General features: G+C 45.6%; 14 protein-coding genes and 6 pseudogenes. All 20 read left to right on the top strand.

The genetic code is table 11. The features are described 5' to 3' along the window. The first annotated feature begins 126 nt into the window (after nt 1-126). Nucleotides 127-1,018 (top strand): annotated as a pseudogene (locus tag N4T56_RS21705) (DUF3014 domain-containing protein). Between the two features lie 235 nt (nt 1,019-1,253). Beyond that, entirely contained in the window at nt 1,254-1,985 is a 732-nt protein-coding gene (locus N4T56_RS21700; protein ID WP_261734662.1) for a beta-ketoacyl synthase chain length factor, read from the top strand. Further along, nucleotides 1,978-2,838, top strand: coding sequence for a lysophospholipid acyltransferase family protein (locus N4T56_RS21695; RefSeq protein WP_261734661.1), 861 nt, complete (start codon nt 1,978-1,980; stop codon nt 2,836-2,838). The genes N4T56_RS21700 and N4T56_RS21695 overlap by 8 nt, the downstream gene beginning before the upstream one ends. After that, nucleotides 2,838-3,092 (top strand): phosphopantetheine-binding protein, encoded by a 255-nt coding sequence (locus N4T56_RS21690; protein ID WP_261734660.1) that lies wholly within the window; start codon nt 2,838-2,840, stop codon nt 3,090-3,092. The genes N4T56_RS21695 and N4T56_RS21690 overlap by 1 nt, the downstream gene beginning before the upstream one ends. 8 nt (nt 3,093-3,100) lie before the next feature. Further along, entirely contained in the window at nt 3,101-3,349 is a 249-nt protein-coding gene (locus tag N4T56_RS21685) for an acyl carrier protein (RefSeq protein ID WP_261734659.1), read from the top strand. Then, the gene (locus N4T56_RS21680) at nt 3,349-3,900 is read left to right on the top strand and encodes a COG4648 family protein (protein ID WP_261734658.1); all 552 of its coding nucleotides are present in this window, start codon (nt 3,349-3,351) and stop codon (nt 3,898-3,900) included. Before N4T56_RS21685 ends, N4T56_RS21680 begins: the two co-directional genes overlap by 1 nt. Then, nucleotides 3,893-5,262: pseudogene (locus tag N4T56_RS21675) on the top strand (AMP-binding protein). Before N4T56_RS21680 ends, N4T56_RS21675 begins: the two are co-directional and overlap by 8 nt. Continuing rightward, nucleotides 5,255-5,629, top strand: coding sequence for an ApeI family dehydratase (locus N4T56_RS21670; RefSeq protein ID WP_261734657.1), 375 nt, complete (start codon nt 5,255-5,257; stop codon nt 5,627-5,629). Before N4T56_RS21675 ends, N4T56_RS21670 begins: the two are co-directional and overlap by 8 nt. Beyond that, nucleotides 5,626-7,370 (top strand): annotated as a pseudogene (locus N4T56_RS21665) (glycosyltransferase family 2 protein). The gene N4T56_RS21670 and the pseudogene N4T56_RS21665 overlap by 4 nt, the downstream one beginning before the upstream one ends. Before the next feature lie 4 nt (nt 7,371-7,374). Next, a pseudogene (locus N4T56_RS21660) lies at nt 7,375-8,934 on the top strand (HAL/PAL/TAL family ammonia-lyase). After that, the gene (locus N4T56_RS21655) at nt 8,935-9,366 is read left to right on the top strand and encodes an acyl-CoA thioesterase (protein ID WP_261734656.1); all 432 of its coding nucleotides are present in this window, start codon (nt 8,935-8,937) and stop codon (nt 9,364-9,366) included. After that, nucleotides 9,366-10,100 carry an outer membrane lipoprotein carrier protein LolA gene (locus N4T56_RS21650; protein ID WP_261734655.1) on the top strand — a complete coding sequence of 245 codons (735 nt, stop codon included), beginning with the start codon at nt 9,366-9,368 and terminating at the stop codon, nt 10,098-10,100. Before N4T56_RS21655 ends, N4T56_RS21650 begins: the two co-directional genes overlap by 1 nt. Further along, nucleotides 10,100-12,499, top strand: a complete 2,400-nt coding sequence (locus N4T56_RS21645) for an MMPL family transporter (RefSeq protein WP_261734654.1) — start codon at nt 10,100-10,102, stop codon at nt 12,497-12,499. Before N4T56_RS21650 ends, N4T56_RS21645 begins: the two co-directional genes overlap by 1 nt. Beyond that, nucleotides 12,500-13,764 (top strand): annotated as a pseudogene (locus N4T56_RS21640) (NAD(P)/FAD-dependent oxidoreductase). Then, nucleotides 13,757-14,350 carry a DUF3261 domain-containing protein gene (locus tag N4T56_RS21635; protein WP_261734653.1) on the top strand — a complete coding sequence of 198 codons (594 nt, stop codon included), beginning with the start codon at nt 13,757-13,759 and terminating at the stop codon, nt 14,348-14,350. The pseudogene N4T56_RS21640 and the gene N4T56_RS21635 overlap by 8 nt, the downstream one beginning before the upstream one ends. Before the next feature lie 20 nt (nt 14,351-14,370). Next, nucleotides 14,371-15,573, top strand: a pseudogene (locus N4T56_RS21630) (beta-ketoacyl-[acyl-carrier-protein] synthase family protein). A gap of 4 nt (nt 15,574-15,577) precedes the next feature. After that, entirely contained in the window at nt 15,578-16,081 is a 504-nt protein-coding gene (locus tag N4T56_RS21625) for a hotdog family protein (RefSeq protein ID WP_261734652.1), read from the top strand. Between the two features lie 38 nt (nt 16,082-16,119). Next, the gene (locus N4T56_RS21620) at nt 16,120-16,845 is read left to right on the top strand and encodes a 3-ketoacyl-ACP reductase FabG2 (protein ID WP_261734651.1); all 726 of its coding nucleotides are present in this window, start codon (nt 16,120-16,122) and stop codon (nt 16,843-16,845) included. Continuing rightward, nucleotides 16,842-18,068: a beta-ketoacyl-ACP synthase gene (locus tag N4T56_RS21615; RefSeq protein WP_261734650.1), complete on the top strand. Its 1,227-nt coding sequence runs from the start codon at nt 16,842-16,844 to the stop codon at nt 18,066-18,068. Before N4T56_RS21620 ends, N4T56_RS21615 begins: the two co-directional genes overlap by 4 nt. A 24-nt stretch (nt 18,069-18,092) precedes the next feature. Next, nucleotides 18,093-18,863: a hypothetical protein gene (locus tag N4T56_RS21610; RefSeq protein WP_261734649.1), complete on the top strand. Its 771-nt coding sequence runs from the start codon at nt 18,093-18,095 to the stop codon at nt 18,861-18,863. Nucleotides 18,864-19,091: the final 228 nt, after the last annotated feature.

The raw sequence follows: 19,091 nt of genomic DNA, 5'->3' as shown, positions 1-19,091 counted from the left end.
TGAATTTTTGTAGATGATCATCAGTTATCACTAGACAACGCTGTTGAATATTGCAAAATGGTATAACGACCATGCAGTATTTTTCGACTCCATCTAGATATCTAGCAAACACGCCAAGGAATTGAAATGCAAGTTAATGAAGAAGACAGAATCAGCCCTCAATCTGATGAAAAATCAGGTTCTAACATTGCCTTTATCGCAATCGCGGTGATCGCTCTATTAGCTGCAAGTAGTTATTTCTATTTTACCAGTGATGACAGCGAAGAATTTGACCCCGTTGTCATAACTCCTGTAGAGCTACCAGAAGCACTGCCGGCTACACCCATTGAACAAACTCCAATTGAAGAACCACAACAAATCGAATCGAACATTGATGATGTGGTGCCGACTGGCGAACTTGAAACAAACAACGAAACCGTTGTCGTTGAACCATTACCCGCGCTAACAGAATCAGACGACTTTGTTGAAACCAAAACCTTAGCCATCGCTAACGGAATGAACATTGCGCCAATGATTTTGAAAAAAGACATTGCCCGTCAATTTGTGGTGTTTGTCGACAACCTAGCGCAAGGCGAATTAGTGCGTAAAGCGAGTCCGTTAAAAGGACTCTGAAACTGCATTTTCAGTGAGCGAAATAACCAATAAAACCTTTTTAAATCCTGACAGCTACCATCGTTACGATTTGTATGCAGACTTTGTTGCGGGCTTAAACGAGAAAGATTTAGTCACAACCTACACAGAGCTTAAACCTCTATTTGCAGAGGCTTTTGCTGAGTTAGGTTACAGTGATGTCGATTTTGATAAACGCATGCAATCCGTCTTTACTATGGTGGCAAATGCACCGATTATCGAAGACCCTATTGAACTGTCTTACTTCAGTGTCAATTACCAATTTGCGGATCCTAATTTAGAAGCCTTACCTAATGCGCAAAAATTGCTAATTCGTATGGGACCTGAAAACACTCGTAAAATTAAAGCGGCAGTCAAAAAATTACAGGCCAGCTTTCCTGCGCAATAATCACTTAACAAACATTGCCTTAAATACCCTAAATAGCACGGCTAAAAGTCCGTGCTATTTTTTTGCTAGGCGTTTTGAATAAGTATTGTTGAACAAATAATCTAAAAAACTTTTTTTCTTTTACGTGACTTCTTAAACAACCCTTGATAGGTGTACAATTAGCGCCGTTAACGAATACTCAGCAAATGCATGATTATTTATTAACACTTAAATAAGGATAGCTAGAGGCAAAGTAGTGCACTTAACATTTCAACTTCTCTCATGGGGCGCATGGTCTCCAGACTTTCAAACCATTGAAAGCTGGCAACATTGGCAACAGCCAAACACCAGTGTGTCTGCTAGCCAAGCAACGCCAGCCCTAGCGCATATCCCAGCAATGCAACGCCGCCGCTTTAGTCGCTTAACCAAAATGATGTTAACGGCAGCGCACGAATGCCAGGTCGCGCCGCACACTCGCAGCATTTTTTCATCACGACATGGCGAATTGACCCGTACTCTTGGGTTACTAAAAGATATCACCAAACAACAGCCGCTTTCGCCGATGGCCTTTAGTCAATCAGTGCACAACACAGCCAGTGGCATTTTCGGCATCGTCACTCATAACACAACCGCGTCTACATCCATCGCTGCAGGAGAGCAAACCCTCCCCCAAGCATTAATTGAAACTTACGCTCAACTGGCACAAGACCCTAGCCCATTATTAATGGTGTTTGGCGATGACCCTGTTCCGCCTGTTTACAGTGAGTTTACCCACGAAGTTGAGCTGCCCATCGCCTTAGGTTTGTACCTAGCACCTGCCAATAGCGATGTGAATACAATAGTCACCTTAAGCGTATCCGACCGCCCAATCTCAGGCCAAAATATTGATAACATCAGCTTTAGCCAATTAATTCACCACATCGCCACAGGTAAAAACATCCAAGGGTGTTTATGCCATTGGTATTGGTCTGTTGAGCATCATGATTAATTCGCAGCCGTCAGCCCCCTTTACATCTCAACAAAGCTTAGCCCCAAAACTGACTGGGGTTAGGTATATTCCGCGGTGGATAGGTGGCGCAATGTGTTACATGGTGTTTGGTCTTGGCGGTTTGCTCAGTTCATTAACCATACTGCCAGTATTACGTTACTGGCCGGGCACTAAACAAGCACGAACCGCGCGAGTCCAACGTACCGTGAGTTTAATGTTTAAAGGTTTTGTTGCCATGCTAACCGCAGTGGGAGTCATTAATGTCAGCACCAAAAATCTGTATTTATTACAACAAGCTCGAAGCCATATTGTTATTGCTAACCACCCAACCTTGGTGGATGTCGTGGTACTCATAAGCCTAATGCCAAATGCGGGCTGCATTGTAAAACAAAGCTTATGGCGTAATCCGTTTATTCGTGGGGTGTTATCTAGTGTGGGCTATATCCCCAATCGCAGCGCCAACCTATTGCTGCAAGATTGTAAGCAAGTGTTAAATAACGCCACAAACTTAGTGATTTTTCCTGAGGGCACCCGCACACTGGTTGGTAATGTCATCAACCCATTTGCGCGCGGGGCGGCTAATATTGCCATCCGTACCCAAAGTGATATTTTACCTGTGATACTTCGCACCGATGTAACAGGCTTAACCAAACAAGAGTCTTGGTACCAAATACCACGACAAACCATCAACATGTCGGTTGAAATTGCCGATAGCGTACTGCACCATGACGATGAGATTACCCAAGGAAACGAAGCAAAAATGGCTCGGCAACTCACCCGAGATTTACAACAGTTTTATTTAAACAGCCTATCGATCCCTATTGATAGCCATACTGATAAGAAACGAAAATAATGAACTTACACAATCAAATTAAACAGCTGATCATTGACAGCTTAGACCTAGAAGATGTCAACATTGATGATATCGATACAGATGCCGCACTATTTGGTGAAGGCCTAGGTTTAGATTCTATTGATGCGCTAGAACTGGGTCTTGCCATCAAAAAAGAATTCGACGTCAAAATTGAAGCCAATTCAGACGCAACCAAAGCACACTTTTTCAGTGTGGCTAGCCTGGCTAGCTTTATTGAATCACAACGTGTTTAGGAGCCAGCATGCAAAATCGTGATCAAATTCTTGCCATGCTCAGCACCATTTTAGTCGATGAGTTTGAAATAGAACCAGCAGATATTAGCTTAGATGCATCATTGTATGAAGAGTTGGATTTAGACAGCATCGATGCCGTGGATTTAGTGATTAAGTTGCAACAAATCACCGGTAAAAAGATTCAACCAGAAGAGTTTAAAACCGTGCGTACCGTTAATGATGTGGTTAACGCTGTAGAAGGATTAATGCAAAGCTAATGCGGTTATTCTTGCAGATCATTACCACGTTAGTGATTGTTGCGTACCCGTTAGCAGTGTATTTTGGATTACAGTATTTACCGCCCGGTTACATCGCCTTATTGCTATGTGTGTTACTGCTTACTCGTATGATAGTCACCAAGCAACAAGTGCGTGCAATGGTATTGCCGCTCATTGTTGGGGTAGGGTTAACTGGGGCAAGTTTTATTGCTAAGCGTAATGACTGGCTACTGTATTATCCGGTGGTCATCAACCTCAGCTTATTGAGTTTATTCAGTTATTCGCTGGTGCATGAGCTAAGTATGATTGAGCGCTTAGCACGGATAAAAGAGCCTGATTTACCAGACTCAGCAATTGAGTATTTGCACACCATTACAAAATTATGGTGTGGGCTATTTGTTGTCAATGGCGCCATAGCAGCCTACACAGCAATAGCCACAACAATTGAAATGTGGACGCTTTACAACGGACTGATAGCTTATGTGCTAATAGGCATGCTACTCAGTGGTGAATGGATTTATCGCAAGTTTTGGCTGAAAAAACATGACTAAACTTTTGCTTAACTGGTTAACCACATGGCTCTGCTGCTCAGCAGCTTATTAGCTTTGATCATCATGACATCATGACGGGTTCGTTATTTTGCGCCCATGTCACTCACTTGCACAACCAGCTCAGTCAAAGCGATGCCATGCGCTGGTTACTGGCCGCCCAAAACAGTGATTTATTTGCCGCAGGTCTTTGCGCTGCATTACTTGCGGGTAAGCAAGTGATACTGCCAGCCAACACTCAGCGCGGCACATTAAGCCAACTTAACCATGAGTTTGACGCCATTATTGCCGACAAACCGTTATGCGAAGCTGGCGAGTTTGTTAGCCTTAAAAAAGAACTCAGCCTACCTGCGGCAAAATGGCCGAAAGCCAACACCTTAGGTGAACTGGTTTTATTTACCTCTGGCAGTAGTGGGCACCCTAAAGCCATCACCAAAACCCTTGCACAACTTGATGCTGAAGTCAGTATTTTAGAACATACCTTTGCCCAGCACTTGCCACATTGCTCTGTGGTATCAACGGTATCGCATCAGCACATTTATGGTTTATTGTTTAAAATTTTATGGCCGTTAGCGGCAAGTCGAGCTTTTTTAAGCGAACAAATCGACTTTCCAGAAACCCTAAGCTATTACCTCGCCATTATGCCAAATCTGTGTTTAATCAGCAGTCCGGCGCAGCTAACCCGTTTACCCGATGCCCTTGATAACCAACCACAACAGCGTACTCCAAGTTTAATTTTCAGCTCAGGTGCACTCGTTAAATTTTGAGTCAGCACAAGCGGTTAAACAGTGCTTTAAACAATTACCTATAGAGGTGTTTGGCAGTACCGAAACCGGCGGTATCGCTTATCGCCGTCAGTACCAGCAACAACAAACCTGGCAACCGTTTGAACGGGTAAACGTGAATACCGATCCGCATGATGGTGCATTAATGTTGCAGTCGGTTTACTTAGACAACCCTGACACCTGGGTAAAATGCGATGACAAAATCGAGTTGCTTGAAAATGGTCAATTTCGTTTACTGCACCGCTTAGATCGCATTGTCAAAATAGAAGAAAAGCGCTTATCACTGGCGCAGTTAGAGCATTTGCTACAAACCCATCCGTTTGTCAGTGACGCCGCAGTCACGGTATTAGAGCAACCACGCACCATGCTCGGCGCGGCCGTATGTTTAAATGAACTTGGCAGGCAAACCCTAAAAGATGAAGGTAAGTTAGCGATTAACACGGCCTTAAAAAACCACTTACTGAGCCAATTTGAACGCATCACGTTACCTAAACGTTGGCGCTACCCTAAAACCTTGCCACTTAACAGTCAGGGCAAACGCACTTCAGCCGATATAGCAGCTTTATTTATTCATGATTAAATCAGTATTACCGCAAATTATTCATCAACACGCCGAAGGCGAACAGTGCCATTGGCGCTTGTTTATTAGTGGCGATTTAAATTTTTTTGACGGCCACTTTCCTGAGCAAGCGGTGCTGCCGGGTGTAACGCAATTAGATTGGGCGGTAAAGCTAGGATGCGATGCTTTTGGTTATCGTGCCAATGTCGCCACGCTTGAAGTACTTAAATTTCAGCAGCTCATTTTGCCCAATACCTATGTCGATTTAGTCATTGAACATCAGCCACAAAAGTCAAAATTAATATTTAGCTACAGCGATGGTGACAAACGCTTTGCGTCAGGACGCATAGTGCTCAATGGCGCAAAGAATGACGAGCGTGCCTCATGACATTGGCGTTAGTGATCCCTAATTACAACCACCATATCGCGATAGAAAAAACCTTAACCGATTTGGCCCAGTATCAATTGCATTGTTATTTGGTCGACGACGGCAGTGACGATCAAACCCGTTACGTGCTGCAAGGGCTAGCCGATAAGTTTAACTGGGTGACGTTAATTCAGCATCCTTATAATCGCGGTAAAGGTGCGGCGGTTATGAGCGGCTTACGCCAAGCTTACCGTGATGGTTTTAGCCATGCCCTGCAAGTTGATGCCGACGGCCAGCATAATTTAACCGACATACCCTTAATGATCTCCACCAGCGAGCAGCACCCTGCTGCCTTGATATCTGGCCAACCACAATATGATGAGTCGGTGCCCAAAGGACGATTATATGGCCGTTATATTACCCATTTTTGGGTGTGGATAGAAACCTTAAGCTTTGATATTCAAGATTCTATGTGCGGTTTTAGGGTGTATCCACTTGCCGCAACTGAACAACTATTTAGCCAACAGGCGCTGGGTGAGCGAATGGACTTTGACATTGAAGTCATGGTTAAACTGCACTGGCAAGGTACAGCCGTGGTGCATGTGCCAACCAAAGTAATTTACCCAGAAGATGGCATCAGTCATTTTCAAGGCGTAAGAGACAATGTGCGTATTAGTTGGATGCATACCAAGTTATTTTTTGGCATGTTAGCTCGTTTGCCACGCATTATTACTAAGCAAAATCAAACCGCTCAATCATTACAAACAACCCAGCATTGGTCAGCCATAAGTGAACGTGGCAGCTTTTGGGGAATTAAGTTTTTAGCTCAATGCTATCGCTTTGGCGGGCATTGGTTGTGCCGCGCAGTCATGTATCCGGTGATTTGTTATTTTTTCCTTACTGGTAAAACCGCCCGCGATGCCTCGCTCGGTTTTTTGCAGCGGGTACAACAGCAACAGCCTAACCACCCAGAACTCAATAACCCAGTTAATTGGCGTGATAGCCTTAAGCACTTTTTTGCGTTTGGTAATGCCGCCCTCGACAGAATCGACGCCTGGTGTGACAGAATTAACCTATCTCAAGTCGACTTTAACGACCGGCATATTTTAGCCAATCAAGTGGCTAGTGGACGCGGCGCAGTATTGATTGTGTCGCATTTAGGTAATATGGAATTGTGTCGCGCTATCTCCATTCACCAGCAAAAAGTCAAGGTGAATGTGATGGTGCTGACCCAGCACGCTGAGAACTTTAATAAAGTGCTGCAACAACTTAACCCGCAAAGTAGCCTGAATTTAATCCATGTCAATGAACTCAACCCTAGCACTGCGATGCTGTTGCAACAAAAGATTGAACAAGGTGAAATTGTGGTGATTGCAGCAGATCGTACCTCATCAAGCAGCCAAGGTCGTGTGACCTATTTGCCTTTTTTAGGCCAAGAGGCTGCATTTCCGCAAGAGCCATTTATTTTGGCCAGTTTATTAGATTGCCCGGTGTATTCCCTATTTTGCATTCGCCAACAGGTAGCCGTTATCAAGTCCATGTTGAACACTTAAGCGACACGCTAAAAGGCACTCGAACCGGCAGAACAGCACGCCTAGCCGATGCAATGAGTCTATATAGCCAGCGTTTAGCCCATTTTGCGCAACTCGCGCCAATGCAATGGTTTAACTTTTTCGATTTTTGGCGCAAGGACGAGCTGGTTACCCGTAACAACCAGCCTTCACAATCAAGTGCAGCCCCATTACCCAGTCAGGACAGATAATCTCATGAGTCACACATCTTCAGCAGACACGACCGATAACACAGTGTATTTTGGTCAACAGTACCTCAACCTAGAGCAAGTTGTTGCGGTAGCTAAAGGCGCCAAGGTTAAACTGACTGACACCGCTGACTACGTTGAATATATTCAAAAAGGCGCACGCTTCATCGACAGTTTATTACATGAAGAAGGCGTAGTGTATGGTGTCACCACCGGCTATGGCGACTCTTGCACCGTCAATGTCAGCCTAGACTTAGTCCACGAATTGCCACTGCATTTAACCCGTTTTCATGGTTGTGGCTTAGGCGATATTTTTAGCCCAATGGAATCACGCGCCATTATGGCGTGCCGACTCAACTCACTCGCCGTGGGCAAATCTGGCGTAAGCTATCAACTGCTGCAACGCATTGAATGGCTATTAAACAACAACATCACGCCTATCATTCCTCAAGAAGGCTCGGTGGGTGCCAGTGGCGATTTAACGCCACTGTCTTATCTTGCTGCAGTGTTAGTTGGCGAGCGCGAAGTGATGTATCAAGGTAAACGCCAAGCCACTAAAGATGTGTATTTACAACTTGGCATAGTGCCACTGAGATTACGCCCAAAAGAAGGCCTTGCATTAATGAACGGCACAGCCGTGATGACAGCACTGGCATGTTTGGCTTACGACAGATCGCAATACTTAAGCCGTTTATCGAGTCGTATCACGGCAATGGCCTCGTTAACCCTTAAAGGTAACTCCAATCATTTTGACGATATTTTATTTGCCGCCAAACCTCACCCAGGGCAAAACCAAATCGCCAGCTGGATCCGTGAGGACTTAAACCACCACACGCATCCGCGTAACTCAGACCGCTTACAAGACCGATACTCAATACGCTGTGCACCGCATATTATAGGGGTATTACAAGATGCGCTGCCGTTTATGCGCCAGTTTATTGAAACCGAACTTAACAGCGCTAACGATAACCCGATTGTGGATGCTGAGGGCGAACACATACTTCACGGTGGTCATTTTTATGGTGGGCATATTGCCTTTGCCATGGATGCACTGAAAAACGCGGTGGCCAATATTGCCGACTTAATCGACCGCCAAATGGCATTAGTGATGAATCCGAAATTTAATAACGGTTTACCGGCTAACCTATCTGCTGCAACTGGCGAGCGCCGTGCCATTAACCACGGCTTTAAAGCAGTACAAATTGGCGTGTCAGCCTGAATCGCAGAAGCCTTAAAAAACACCATGCCTGCCAGTGTGTTTTCTCGCTCAACTGAATGCCATAACCAAGACAAAGTCAGCATGGGTACCATTGCCGCGCGTGATTGCATGCGCGTACTGCAACTGACTGAGCAAGTTGCAGCAGCGGCCTTGTTAACCATGAGCCAAGGGATCCAACTACGGGTACTACAACAAGAGTTAGATCCGCAGTCATTGACCTCTTCGCTGGCTAAAACCCTTGAACAAGTGAGCACCGATTTTGAGTTGCTCACAGAAGATCGTCCTTTAGAATCTGTACTGCGCCAAACGGTTGAAAAAATTCAATTCGGTCAATGGGAGGTGTGCTAAATGAAGGGTTTACTGCTTACTGAAATGGAAATGGTGATCCCGTTTCACGATGTCGATTCAATGGGCATTACCTGGCACGGTAACTACCTGCGTTACTTTGAAGTCGTTCGCTGTCAACTGCTCGATAAACTCGGCTATAACTATCGCACCATGCTCGAGTCTGGTTATGCCTGGCCAATTGTCGACGTGCAAATTAAATATGTTAAAAGCAGCACCTTTGATCAAAAAGTCAAAGTGATTGCCGCCATTGTTGAATGGGAAAACCGGTTACGAATTAACTATCAAATCATCGATGCTCGAACCAATGCACGTATTACCAAAGGCTATACCATTCAAGCTGCGGTAGAGATTGCCACCCAGGAATTATGCTTTGTCACGCCAGAGGTGTTTCAGCAAAAAATTAGGCCGCTATTAGATGAGAGCCAACGCTAATGCTTGCAGTTAAGTTGCTACCGCTAACATTTATTAGTCTTTTACTGTGCTTAAGCGCACCGACGCAAGCCAATACTCAACTTAATCAGGCTTTGCTCACCGATGCTCAATTGACACAAATTAACAGCTTGTACCAACAACCGGCTAGCACTCCCGCACTTGAGGCATTAGCTCAGCAACTGAATTTACATGCCGATACCCGCGGACAGTTTCTGCAACAGCGTCATTTAGCTGTGCTCAAAAAACCATTACAAAGTCATGGTCGGTTTATTTTCAGCCCTATACAAGGTTTAGTTTGGCAACAACTGAAGCCATTTAATAGCTTAATGGTGCTTAAAGATCAGCAGTTAATTCAGCAAAACAGTCAGGGGAAAGTGCAACAACTCAGTGCAGCAACTAGCAGCAACCCAATTGCGCAGCAACTGCCGAGGTTATTACAGGCCATCATGGCGGGCGACATTAACGCGCTCAGCACTGACTTTGCCTTATTTATGCCAACAGAAAACACAGGCTCAGTGTGGCAACTCGGCTTACAGGCAAAAGACCCACAAGTGCATGCCGCTATGGGTAACATCACTCTCAGTGGTGATACACACATTCGCTCACTCATCATGAGCAGCCAGCAAGCCAATATTAGCGACTACACCTACATACAATTTACCGACACAGAACAAGGCGCGCTTAACGACAGCGAGCTTGCATTATTTAACCTTAACAGCGAGTTAGCCCAGTAATGCCCCGCGGCCAGCAAAATACAATAGTTTCAGCCAAAGGCGGTTTTGCGCTATGGCTAGTATTGCTGCTTGTCATGTTGATTGGAGGCGCCTGGCAATGGCAGCAAGGCGCGCGGATCCAAACTGATATTTTGGCCATGCTGCCTCATTTACAACAAGACAAACTCACTGAAACAGCATTAGATACCGTCGAACACAAGCTGGCTAACCAGGTGTATATTGCCGTGATGGCAGAAAATGACAATCAGGCCATTCATGCTGCTCAGCAGTTAATGGCTTCATTACAAAGCCAGCCACAACAGCCGTTTCGCGCCATTAGAAGCGGCGCCGACAACCAATTAGAACAGTTAGCCAAAGTGTATTTTGAGCATCGCTTTAGCTTACTGACCCAGGAGCAAGCACACGCGCTAGACACAGATAACTGGCAAGCGTTATTAGCGACAGCGCAAAACCAACTTTACAGTGCTTTTGGTTTTGCTAACAGCCAACTATTAGCGAGCGACCCGCTGTTATTATTTCCAGCAAACTTGTTGGCGCTATCACCCAATAGCAAACTTCGTCGCCAGCAGGGTGTTTTACTTACCGACACAGACAATGGCGTGGCCGCTATCGTCATGGCCAAAGGCCGCGACAGCGCGTTTAGCCCCACTGCACAGCAACAGCAAATACTGGCGCTAGAAAGTGCATTTAGCCAGGTAAACCAACAGTATCCGCAAATCAGTTTTCTCAAAGCGGGTGCACTGTTTCACGCTATCGCCGCAACCGAGTCAGCCAAACAAGAGATCAGCAAAATCGGCCTAATATCATTGCTGGGCATAGTATTACTGGTGTGGTTGGCATTTCGCTCGGTAATGCCATTAGTGGCTGCAACACTGACCTTAACCACTGGAGTCGTGTTTGCTTTTGTTGCCACCCTAAGCCTATTTGGTGAATTGCATTTACTGACATTGGTGTTTGGCACCAGCTTAATTGGTGTGGCCATTGATTACAGTTTTCATTTTTATTGTGAAAAACAAACCCATCCCAATGACAATGCTAGCGACACCATCAAACGTATCTTCCCTGCGCTAACGCTCGCATTAGCCACCAGCGCCAGTGCATTTATCGCCATTGGTTTTACGCCTTTTCCGGGGATGCAACAAGTCGCGGTATTTTGCGCTGCGGGCTTAATAGGCGCGTATCTCACCTTGTTGTTAGTGTTCCCACTTTTGGGAAATCATTCACTAAAGCACACTCAAGGGCTTTGGTTTGCTCAGGCATATTTAAACGGGTTACAGCGCGTATTTACCCCAACAAAAACGGTACAAAAAGCAGTACTCATGTTGCTGCCTGTTGCTGTGTTAGTCATACTGTTTTTCGGGTTATCGCAACTCACCGCCAACGATGATATTCGGCAATTGCAGCAAAGCCCCAAGGCAATAACAAGCGAAGAAAACCAGCTGAGGCAATTACTCAGCGGCGGCACAGATAACCAATTTATTTTAGTCAGTAGCGCTAATGAACAAGACTTACTGCAAACACTTGAGCAACTCACCCCAGTATTAGATGCCGCCATCGCAAACAATGAAATCACTCAAGCGGTTAGCCTCAGTCGCTTTATGCCAAGTATTGCGCGCCAGCAACATCATTACCAATTACAACAGCAGCTCTACCAACAGCACCTGCCAGACATAATCGACCAAATGAGCCTAAATAACGATATCCAACCACGTTTAATGAGCGAGCTTAACCAAGCCAATTCTGTATGGCTGACACCTCAAACTGTGCTTAAGCACGCCAATGATGACTTAAAAACCTTGTGGCTTGGCGATGTTGCAAGCAATAACAACGCTCAACAATTTGGTGCCATTGTATTACTGGGCGGCATTCATTCTCTGCCGTCGTTAATCCAGCGACTCGACAGCCATAACGGGGCTTTGGGACAAGTAAAAGTGATTGATAAAGTAGGCGACATATCCACACTAATGGGTCAGTATCGCCAGCTAACCTTTCAACTGTTACTGTGGGTATTTGCCCTTGCCAGTGTTGCCTTTAGCGTTAAATATGGCATTAAACTGGCGCTTGCCATTGTTGCCTTGCCAGCGTTTGCCGTGTTGCTGACTCTGGCTTGTTTAGGTTTAGTTGGCTCAAGCATTAGCTTATTTCATGCACTAGCCTTTATTTTAGTGCTGGGTATTGGTATTGATTACAGCTTATTTTTTGCCGAAGCCAAACACACCAGTCATGGCGTAATGATGGCCATCTTTATGTCGGCCTGCTCAACCCTATTAGCCTTTGGTTTATTGGCACTGAGCCAAACCCATGCGATTCACTTTTTCGGCCTGACGCTTTTATTTGGCATTAGCTTTGCTTTTGTATTAGCGCCATTTATCTCATTTTTTACAAGGAAGTCACTGTAAATGTTAAGCAGTCAAACAAGCATAGTTAGCCAGATGGACGTTGATGTCGCCATTATTGGTGCCGGCTACCGTCAGGCGCGATTGCAGCAAGCCTATTGCGTCAGCAAGGTCATAAGGTTGTGGTCGTTGAAAAACAGCAATTCCCGCGATTTTCTATCGGCGAGAGTTTGCTGCCGTGTTGTATGCAATTTATTGAGCAAGCCGGCATGCTAGATGCGGTGAATCAGGCTGGATTTCAGTTTAAAAATGGCGCGGCATTTCGTCATCAAGGCCGTTATACCACATTCGATTTTACCGACAAGTTCACGCCAGGCTCTGGCACCACGTTTCAAGTTCAGCGTGGCCAATTTGATAAATTACTGGCTGACACAGCCATCAGTCAGGGCGTCGACATTCGCTTTGGACATCAGGTTGATTCGGTCGATATTAGTGGCGAACCGACCCTACAAGTGACAAACGAGCAAGGCCAGCCCTATCAAATCAATGCCAAGTTTATTGTCGATGCCAGTGGTTTTGGCCGAGTCTTACCAAGGCTATTAAACCTTGAGCTACAATCAAGTTTACCGTCACGCAGCGCGATTTTCACCCATATTGAAGACAACATTAGTGATAGCGAATTTGATCGCAATAAAATCCTCATCAGCGTTCATCCCGAACATAAAGACATTTGGTATTGGCTTATCCCGTTTAGCAATAACCGCTGCTCTATTGGGGTGGTCGGCGAGCCGCATTTATTAGCCCATTTAACGGGGAGCCTAGAGCAACAACTGCTGGAGATTATTGCGCAGGAGCCTGATTTAAAGCGTTTACTCGACAATGCCAAGGTAGTGCAACCCTGTGCAACGCTCCAGGGTTATTCGGCCAATGTGACCACACTTGCCACCAACAAGTTTGCCTTATTGGGTAACGCGGGTGAATTTCTTGACCCGGTATTTTCATCTGGGGTCACTATTGCTATGCAGTCGGCCGCCATGGCGTGCGCAAGTTTGAATAAGCAACTCAAAGGCGAAACCGTCGATTGGCAAACCGATTACGCCGATCCGTTAATGCTTGGGGTTAATACCTTTAGAACCTATGTTCAAGCCTGGTATGACGGCCGCTTTCAAGATGTGATTTTTTATCAGCAAGCGAGTAATAATGTAAAACAAATGATTTGCTCAATTTTAGCAGGCTACGCATGGGACTCTAAAAACCCGTTTGTGAAAGAGTCAGAGCGTCGTCTTAATACCATTGTTGAGTTATGTCGGGAGTTAGACGTTGCTTAAGGGTGCTAATGTTATCAAAGTGATTGGCGCACTGTTGTTGCTGTGCACGCTGGTAAGTTGTAGCCAACAATTTGCCCGAAAAAGCTGTATGGCGATAACCAGTCAGGCTCAATATTGTCTTGCACCTACAGTGAATGCATTGAGTGCCCAAAGTGACATCAGCCTTAGTCAAATGATCAGCATGAGCCATGGGCAGGATAACCATGAGTTAATGACTCAATTAGAACTCAGCTCACAACGCATGACCTTAGTGGGGCTAGCGCCATTAGGCCAGGCACTGTTTACCCTGGTGTACGATGGCGACACCTTACAAAGTGAGCAAAGTCGCTTGTTAGGCGAGACATTTAATGCCGAATATCTCATGGCCATCATGCAGCTTATCTACTGGCCAACGGAGCAAATAAATCAGCACCTCACTGACGCTCAGCTAAGGGTTACGCCTTGCGAAAATGCCTTATGTAAACAGTTAATCGATGCCGATGGCGAGCAAATCACTATTAACTATAGTGAGCTCAACCCGTGGCAAGCAAAAATTAGCGTTACCATAAAGTCAGCCGACATTTTGTTGCACATTACGCCACTCTAGACAAAGACTGAGTACAGAATATGAATAACCGAATCGCCATTTCCCATATCGGACTTTGTACGCCACTAGGCAACACGCCTGAAACCGTGCTGCAGCGCTTAGTAAATGGCGACACCAGCGCCATGCAATACCGTGATGACCTGTTGTTTAGCGGCACCAACCATTGTCGGTAGTGTAAACGATGACAGCCTGATTGATATTCCAGAGCACTTGCAGCTGTTTGCTTGTCGAAATAACCGCTTACTCCATACTGCAGCAATGCAAATCGCACAGGCAGTGAGCGAGGCTAAAGCGTGTTATGGCGCAGACAGGATTGGCGTAGTTTTAGGCACCAGCACATCGGGGATTTCCAAAGGTGAAGCCGCATTAGCATACCAACTCGAACACGGCCACTTTCCACCGAGTTACCATTACTCACAACAAGAGTTGGGCAGCACGAGTGACTACCTCAAGCAGTTATTTGAGATCAGTGGTCCTTGCTACACAGTATCGACCGCATGTTCATCAAGTGCCAAAGTGTTTGCCAGCGCACAACGATTATTACAAGCAAACCTGTGTGACATGGTTATCGTGGGGGAGTAGACAGTTTGTGCCAATTAACCGTAAATGGCTTTAACTCACTCGAATCTGTAGCTAAAGGGCATTGCAATCCATTTAGTCTACATCGCGACGGCATTAATATTGGTGAAGGAGCCGCCTTATTTACCCTGGAGCGTGGCCAAAGTGAGGTGATGCTGGCTGGTGTAGGTGAGTCTGCTGACGCACATCATATTTCAGCGCCACACCCTGAAGGCTTAGGTGCGATAGCTGCCATGCACGCGGCATTAACTGCGGCCAACATCCAGCCTGCACAAATTGACTATGTAAATTTGCACGGCACCGCCACCCCCAAAAACGATGCAATGGAATCGCGCGCCATCACGGCCGTATTTGGCCAAACACTGCCAGCGTGTAGCTCAACTAAACCATTAACAGGTCACACCTTAGGTGCAGCAGGCGCCATTGAAGCGGCATTTTGTTACTTGTTACTTAGCCAACACAATCAGCTTGCACTGTTACCGCCGCATATATGGGATGGTCACGCAGACCAAAACGATCCAAGTATTCCCTTGGTAAGCGCCAACGCTTCAAAGCCAGCCAATACACTCAGCTACATTATGAGTAACTCATTTGCTTTTGGTGGCAGCAATGCCAGCATTATTTTTTGTAAGAAGGATGCCTAACACCATGACGAGCCTAATTGCAGAACCCAGCTTATTAGCTCTCGATATCAGTGAGTTTGTACCGCATCGTGCGCCAATGATTTTGATCGATAATCTTCTAGAGCACCAACCCGACACCCTACTTACGGCTATCCACATTAGTCAATCAAGCGCTTACTTTGACAGTGTTATCAGTGGCGTGCCTAATTACGTGGGCATTGAATACATGGCACAAAGCATTGCCGCGCTAGCGGGGGTTGAAGCTAAGTTAGTGGGTGACAAAGTGCGCGTTGGCTTTTTACTGGGCAGTCGCAAATTACAAATGCATATTGACCATTTTGAACTCGGGCAAACCTATCACATAAAGGTAAGTAGGCTTTATCAAGAACCCTCTGGCTTAGCCGTGTTCGACTGCCATATTTATCATCAAGACCAGGTTGTTGCATCGGCAAACGTCAATGTGTTTCAACCTCAAGATACCCAAGCTTATATCAACGATAATCAACTCGAGCATAGCGCCTCAAAATAACTAAAACCGCCTAGCTCAACAACATCATGGAGAGACTTGTGACTAAAAGAGTATTAATTACCGGCTCAAGCCGAGGGATTGGCAAGGCCATTGCGATTAAATTGGCCGAAAACGGCTTTGACATTGCGCTGCATTTTCACAGCAATCACAGCGCAGCTGAAGAGGTAAAGCAAACACTTACCCACCTTGGCGTTAATGTGAGTTTATTGCAGTTTGATATTGGCGATCGCGCTGCAGTAAAACAGACCATTGAAGCTGATATTGCTGAGCATGGTGCTTACTACGGAGTAATTTTAAATGCGGGCATCAACCGCGACACGGCCTTCCCCGCGATGACAGAAAACGAATGGGACAGTGTTATCCACACCAATTTAGACGGTTTTTATAATGTGATTCACCCCACCATCATGCCTATGGTGCAAGCACGTAAAGGTGGGCGCATTATTACTCTGGCATCGGTTTCGGGCATTGCAGGTAATCGTGGCCAAGTCAATTACAGTGCCTCCAAAGCAGGCATTATTGGTGCAACGAAAGCATTGTCGCTTGAGCTCGCTAAACGCAAAATCACCGTCAATTGCATTGCGCCAGGTTTAATCGAAACCGACATGGTGAGCGACTTCCCAACCGATTTAGTTAACCAAATGGTGCCGATGAAACGCATGGGCAAACCCAATGAAATTGCCGGCCTAGCTAACTTTTTACTGTCTGATGATGCCGCTTACATCACTCGCCAAGTTATTTCGGTCAATGGAGGCATGATATGAAGCGCGTTGTTGTCACGGGCATGGGCGGGATTTCTGCTCTGGGTCAAGACTGGCCACAGATTAAAGCCAGTTTATTAGCCAAGCATAATTGTGTAATCCGCATCGACGAATGGGATCGCTACCCAGACTTAAATACTCGCCTGGCCGCACCCGTGCAAGATTTTGAAGTCCCCTCGTATTACTCGCGTAAAAAAATTCGCTCAATGGGCCGGGTGTCGCTCATGGCAACCCGCGCCAGTGAGCTAGCATTAGAAGACGCAGGGCTGTTAAACGACCCTGTATTGAGCTCAGGCCAAGTTGGAGTAGCTTATGGTTCATCAACCGGCAGTACCGACCCAATTATGGGCTTTGGTGACATGCTCAAAACTGGTGAAATGTCAGGGCTTACTGCCACCAGCTATATCAGAATGATGACCTACACTACAGCGGTAAATATTGGCGTGTTTTTTGGCTTACAAGGCCGTATCCATACAACAAGTAGCGCCTGCACCTCTGCCAGCCAAGGCATAGGTTATGCCTACGAAGCCATAAAATATGGCATGCAAACCATAATGTTAGCCGGCGGCGGTGAAGAGTTATGTCCCACAGAAGCCGTGGTATTTGATACCTTATTTGCCACCAGCACTCAAAATGATACTCCCGAGCAAACCCCACGCCCATTTGACAAGCAGCGCGATGGTTTGGTTATTGGTGAAGGTGCCTGTACGTTAATACTCGAAGAGCTAGAACACGCTCAAGCACGCGGAGCAACAATCTATGCGGAGCTTGTCGGCTTTGGCACCAACTCAGATGGCCAGCACGTTACCCAGCCAAACGCACACACAATGGAAGTCGCCATTCGTTTAGCGTTAAAAGACGCTAAGCTGTCGCCGCAAGACATTGGTTTCATTAGTGCGCACGGTACAGCGACAGACCGTGGCGACATAGCAGAAACCACAGCAACTCACGGTGTATTTGGTGCAAATACACCGATTTCATCTCTCAAAAGTTATACTGGACACACGCTTGGTGCCTGCGGCTCACTTGAAGCATGGACCAGTATCCAAATGATGAATGAAGGCTGGTTTGCACCTACTTTAAACCTTGATGAAGTCGACCCAGAATGTGGCGAGCTAGATTACATTAAAGGCGATATTCGCCAGCTTGAAACGCAATATATTATGAGTAATAACTTTGCCTTTGGTGGCATCAATACCTCACTGATTTTTAAACGCTGGAACTAAGAAACTATTCTAAAAGGACGTAGCATGACCAAAAATGTAACAAGCATGGCAATCAATGGATTTCTGATAGCCGTAGGATTATTGAGTTCACTATTCACTTCATTAGTCAGTGCGCAAGAACCCCTTGTCCAAGAGCAGCAATACTTGGCGATTTTTCAAAGTGACAGCCATGCTCAACAAATACAGGCCATTGAGACCTTAATTATTTCAGAGCCGCAAGATATAGCAGTATATGATGCGATAGAAGCATCGCTTAAACAGAGTTTAGCCAGCGCGACTGACAAGCACGCTATCGATCATTCATCTTGGCTGGCTAAAGGTTTAGGCTATTCTGGCAATGAGAAATATCGTGTTACGTTAACGCAAATAGTCGAGGGTGAATATCATAAAAAATTACGTAAATATGCTAACGAGGGTATTAGTAATATTAGTCAATACGCTATCTGGAATCCTATTTTACACGCGCAGACACATGCCGATTTATCACCACGGTTAAATGCATATAGCAACGCTTTAGCCAGTGATGACCTAATATTAATCCGCATCGCCGCTAAGCGAGTCATGTATGAACGAGAATATAACGAAGTAATGTTAACTCTGCTGAGTGAACAACTAACTCAACCTCGTCTGCTTGACGACAGCCGTTTAGCCATTGATACCTATGCCTGGCTAGCCAAAGCTCTGGCCAGCTCAGGTAACGATAAGTTTAAACCGGTCATTGAAGATTTAGCTATCAATGCAGCCAATAAAAAACTACGCCGTTATGCCAAAAAGTACTTAAAAACCTATTTTTAAAGACTTGTTATTACGTAACCTCAACTCTGGATAAGAGATGTATTGATAACGATATAAATCAATAGATTGACTAAAATCCACTGTCAAGCTTGTGATTTGTTTTGCTAACAAGGCGAATTAACGCGTCAATAGCTAGCCTATTGCAAGTTAATTCAACGCAGTGAGGAAGGCAAAGGACTGCTTGAAAGGCGTTTGTTATCCAGAGCTGAGGTTACCTACTAATAATAA

Origin of the sequence: Shewanella phaeophyticola (genome assembly GCF_025398315.1) — a bacterium.
Taxonomy (GTDB): Bacteria; Pseudomonadota; Gammaproteobacteria; order Enterobacterales; family Shewanellaceae; genus Shewanella; species Shewanella phaeophyticola.
Note: the sequence above shows the minus strand (reverse complement) of the source record. Positions and strands in the feature narration are given on the sequence as shown.

Bases quoted from the DNA above. Each gene is read 5' to 3' on its own strand.
- N4T56_RS21695 (WP_261734661.1), top strand. From the start codon at position 1,978: ATGATTAATTCGCAGCCGTCAGCCCCCTTTACATCTCAACAAAGCTTA.
- N4T56_RS21690 (WP_261734660.1), top strand. From the start codon at position 2,838: ATGAACTTACACAATCAAATTAAACAGCTGATCATTGACAGCTTAGAC.
- N4T56_RS21685 (WP_261734659.1), top strand. From the start codon at position 3,101: ATGCAAAATCGTGATCAAATTCTTGCCATGCTCAGCACCATTTTAGTC.
- N4T56_RS21680 (WP_261734658.1), top strand. From the start codon at position 3,349: ATGCGGTTATTCTTGCAGATCATTACCACGTTAGTGATTGTTGCGTAC.
- N4T56_RS21670 (WP_261734657.1), top strand. From the start codon at position 5,255: ATGATTAAATCAGTATTACCGCAAATTATTCATCAACACGCCGAAGGC.
- N4T56_RS21655 (WP_261734656.1), top strand. From the start codon at position 8,935: ATGAAGGGTTTACTGCTTACTGAAATGGAAATGGTGATCCCGTTTCAC.
- N4T56_RS21650 (WP_261734655.1), top strand. From the start codon at position 9,366: ATGCTTGCAGTTAAGTTGCTACCGCTAACATTTATTAGTCTTTTACTG.
- N4T56_RS21645 (WP_261734654.1), top strand. From the start codon at position 10,100: ATGCCCCGCGGCCAGCAAAATACAATAGTTTCAGCCAAAGGCGGTTTT.
- N4T56_RS21625 (WP_261734652.1), top strand. From the start codon at position 15,578: ATGACGAGCCTAATTGCAGAACCCAGCTTATTAGCTCTCGATATCAGT.
- N4T56_RS21615 (WP_261734650.1), top strand. From the start codon at position 16,842: ATGAAGCGCGTTGTTGTCACGGGCATGGGCGGGATTTCTGCTCTGGGT.
- N4T56_RS21610 (WP_261734649.1), top strand. From the start codon at position 18,093: ATGACCAAAAATGTAACAAGCATGGCAATCAATGGATTTCTGATAGCC.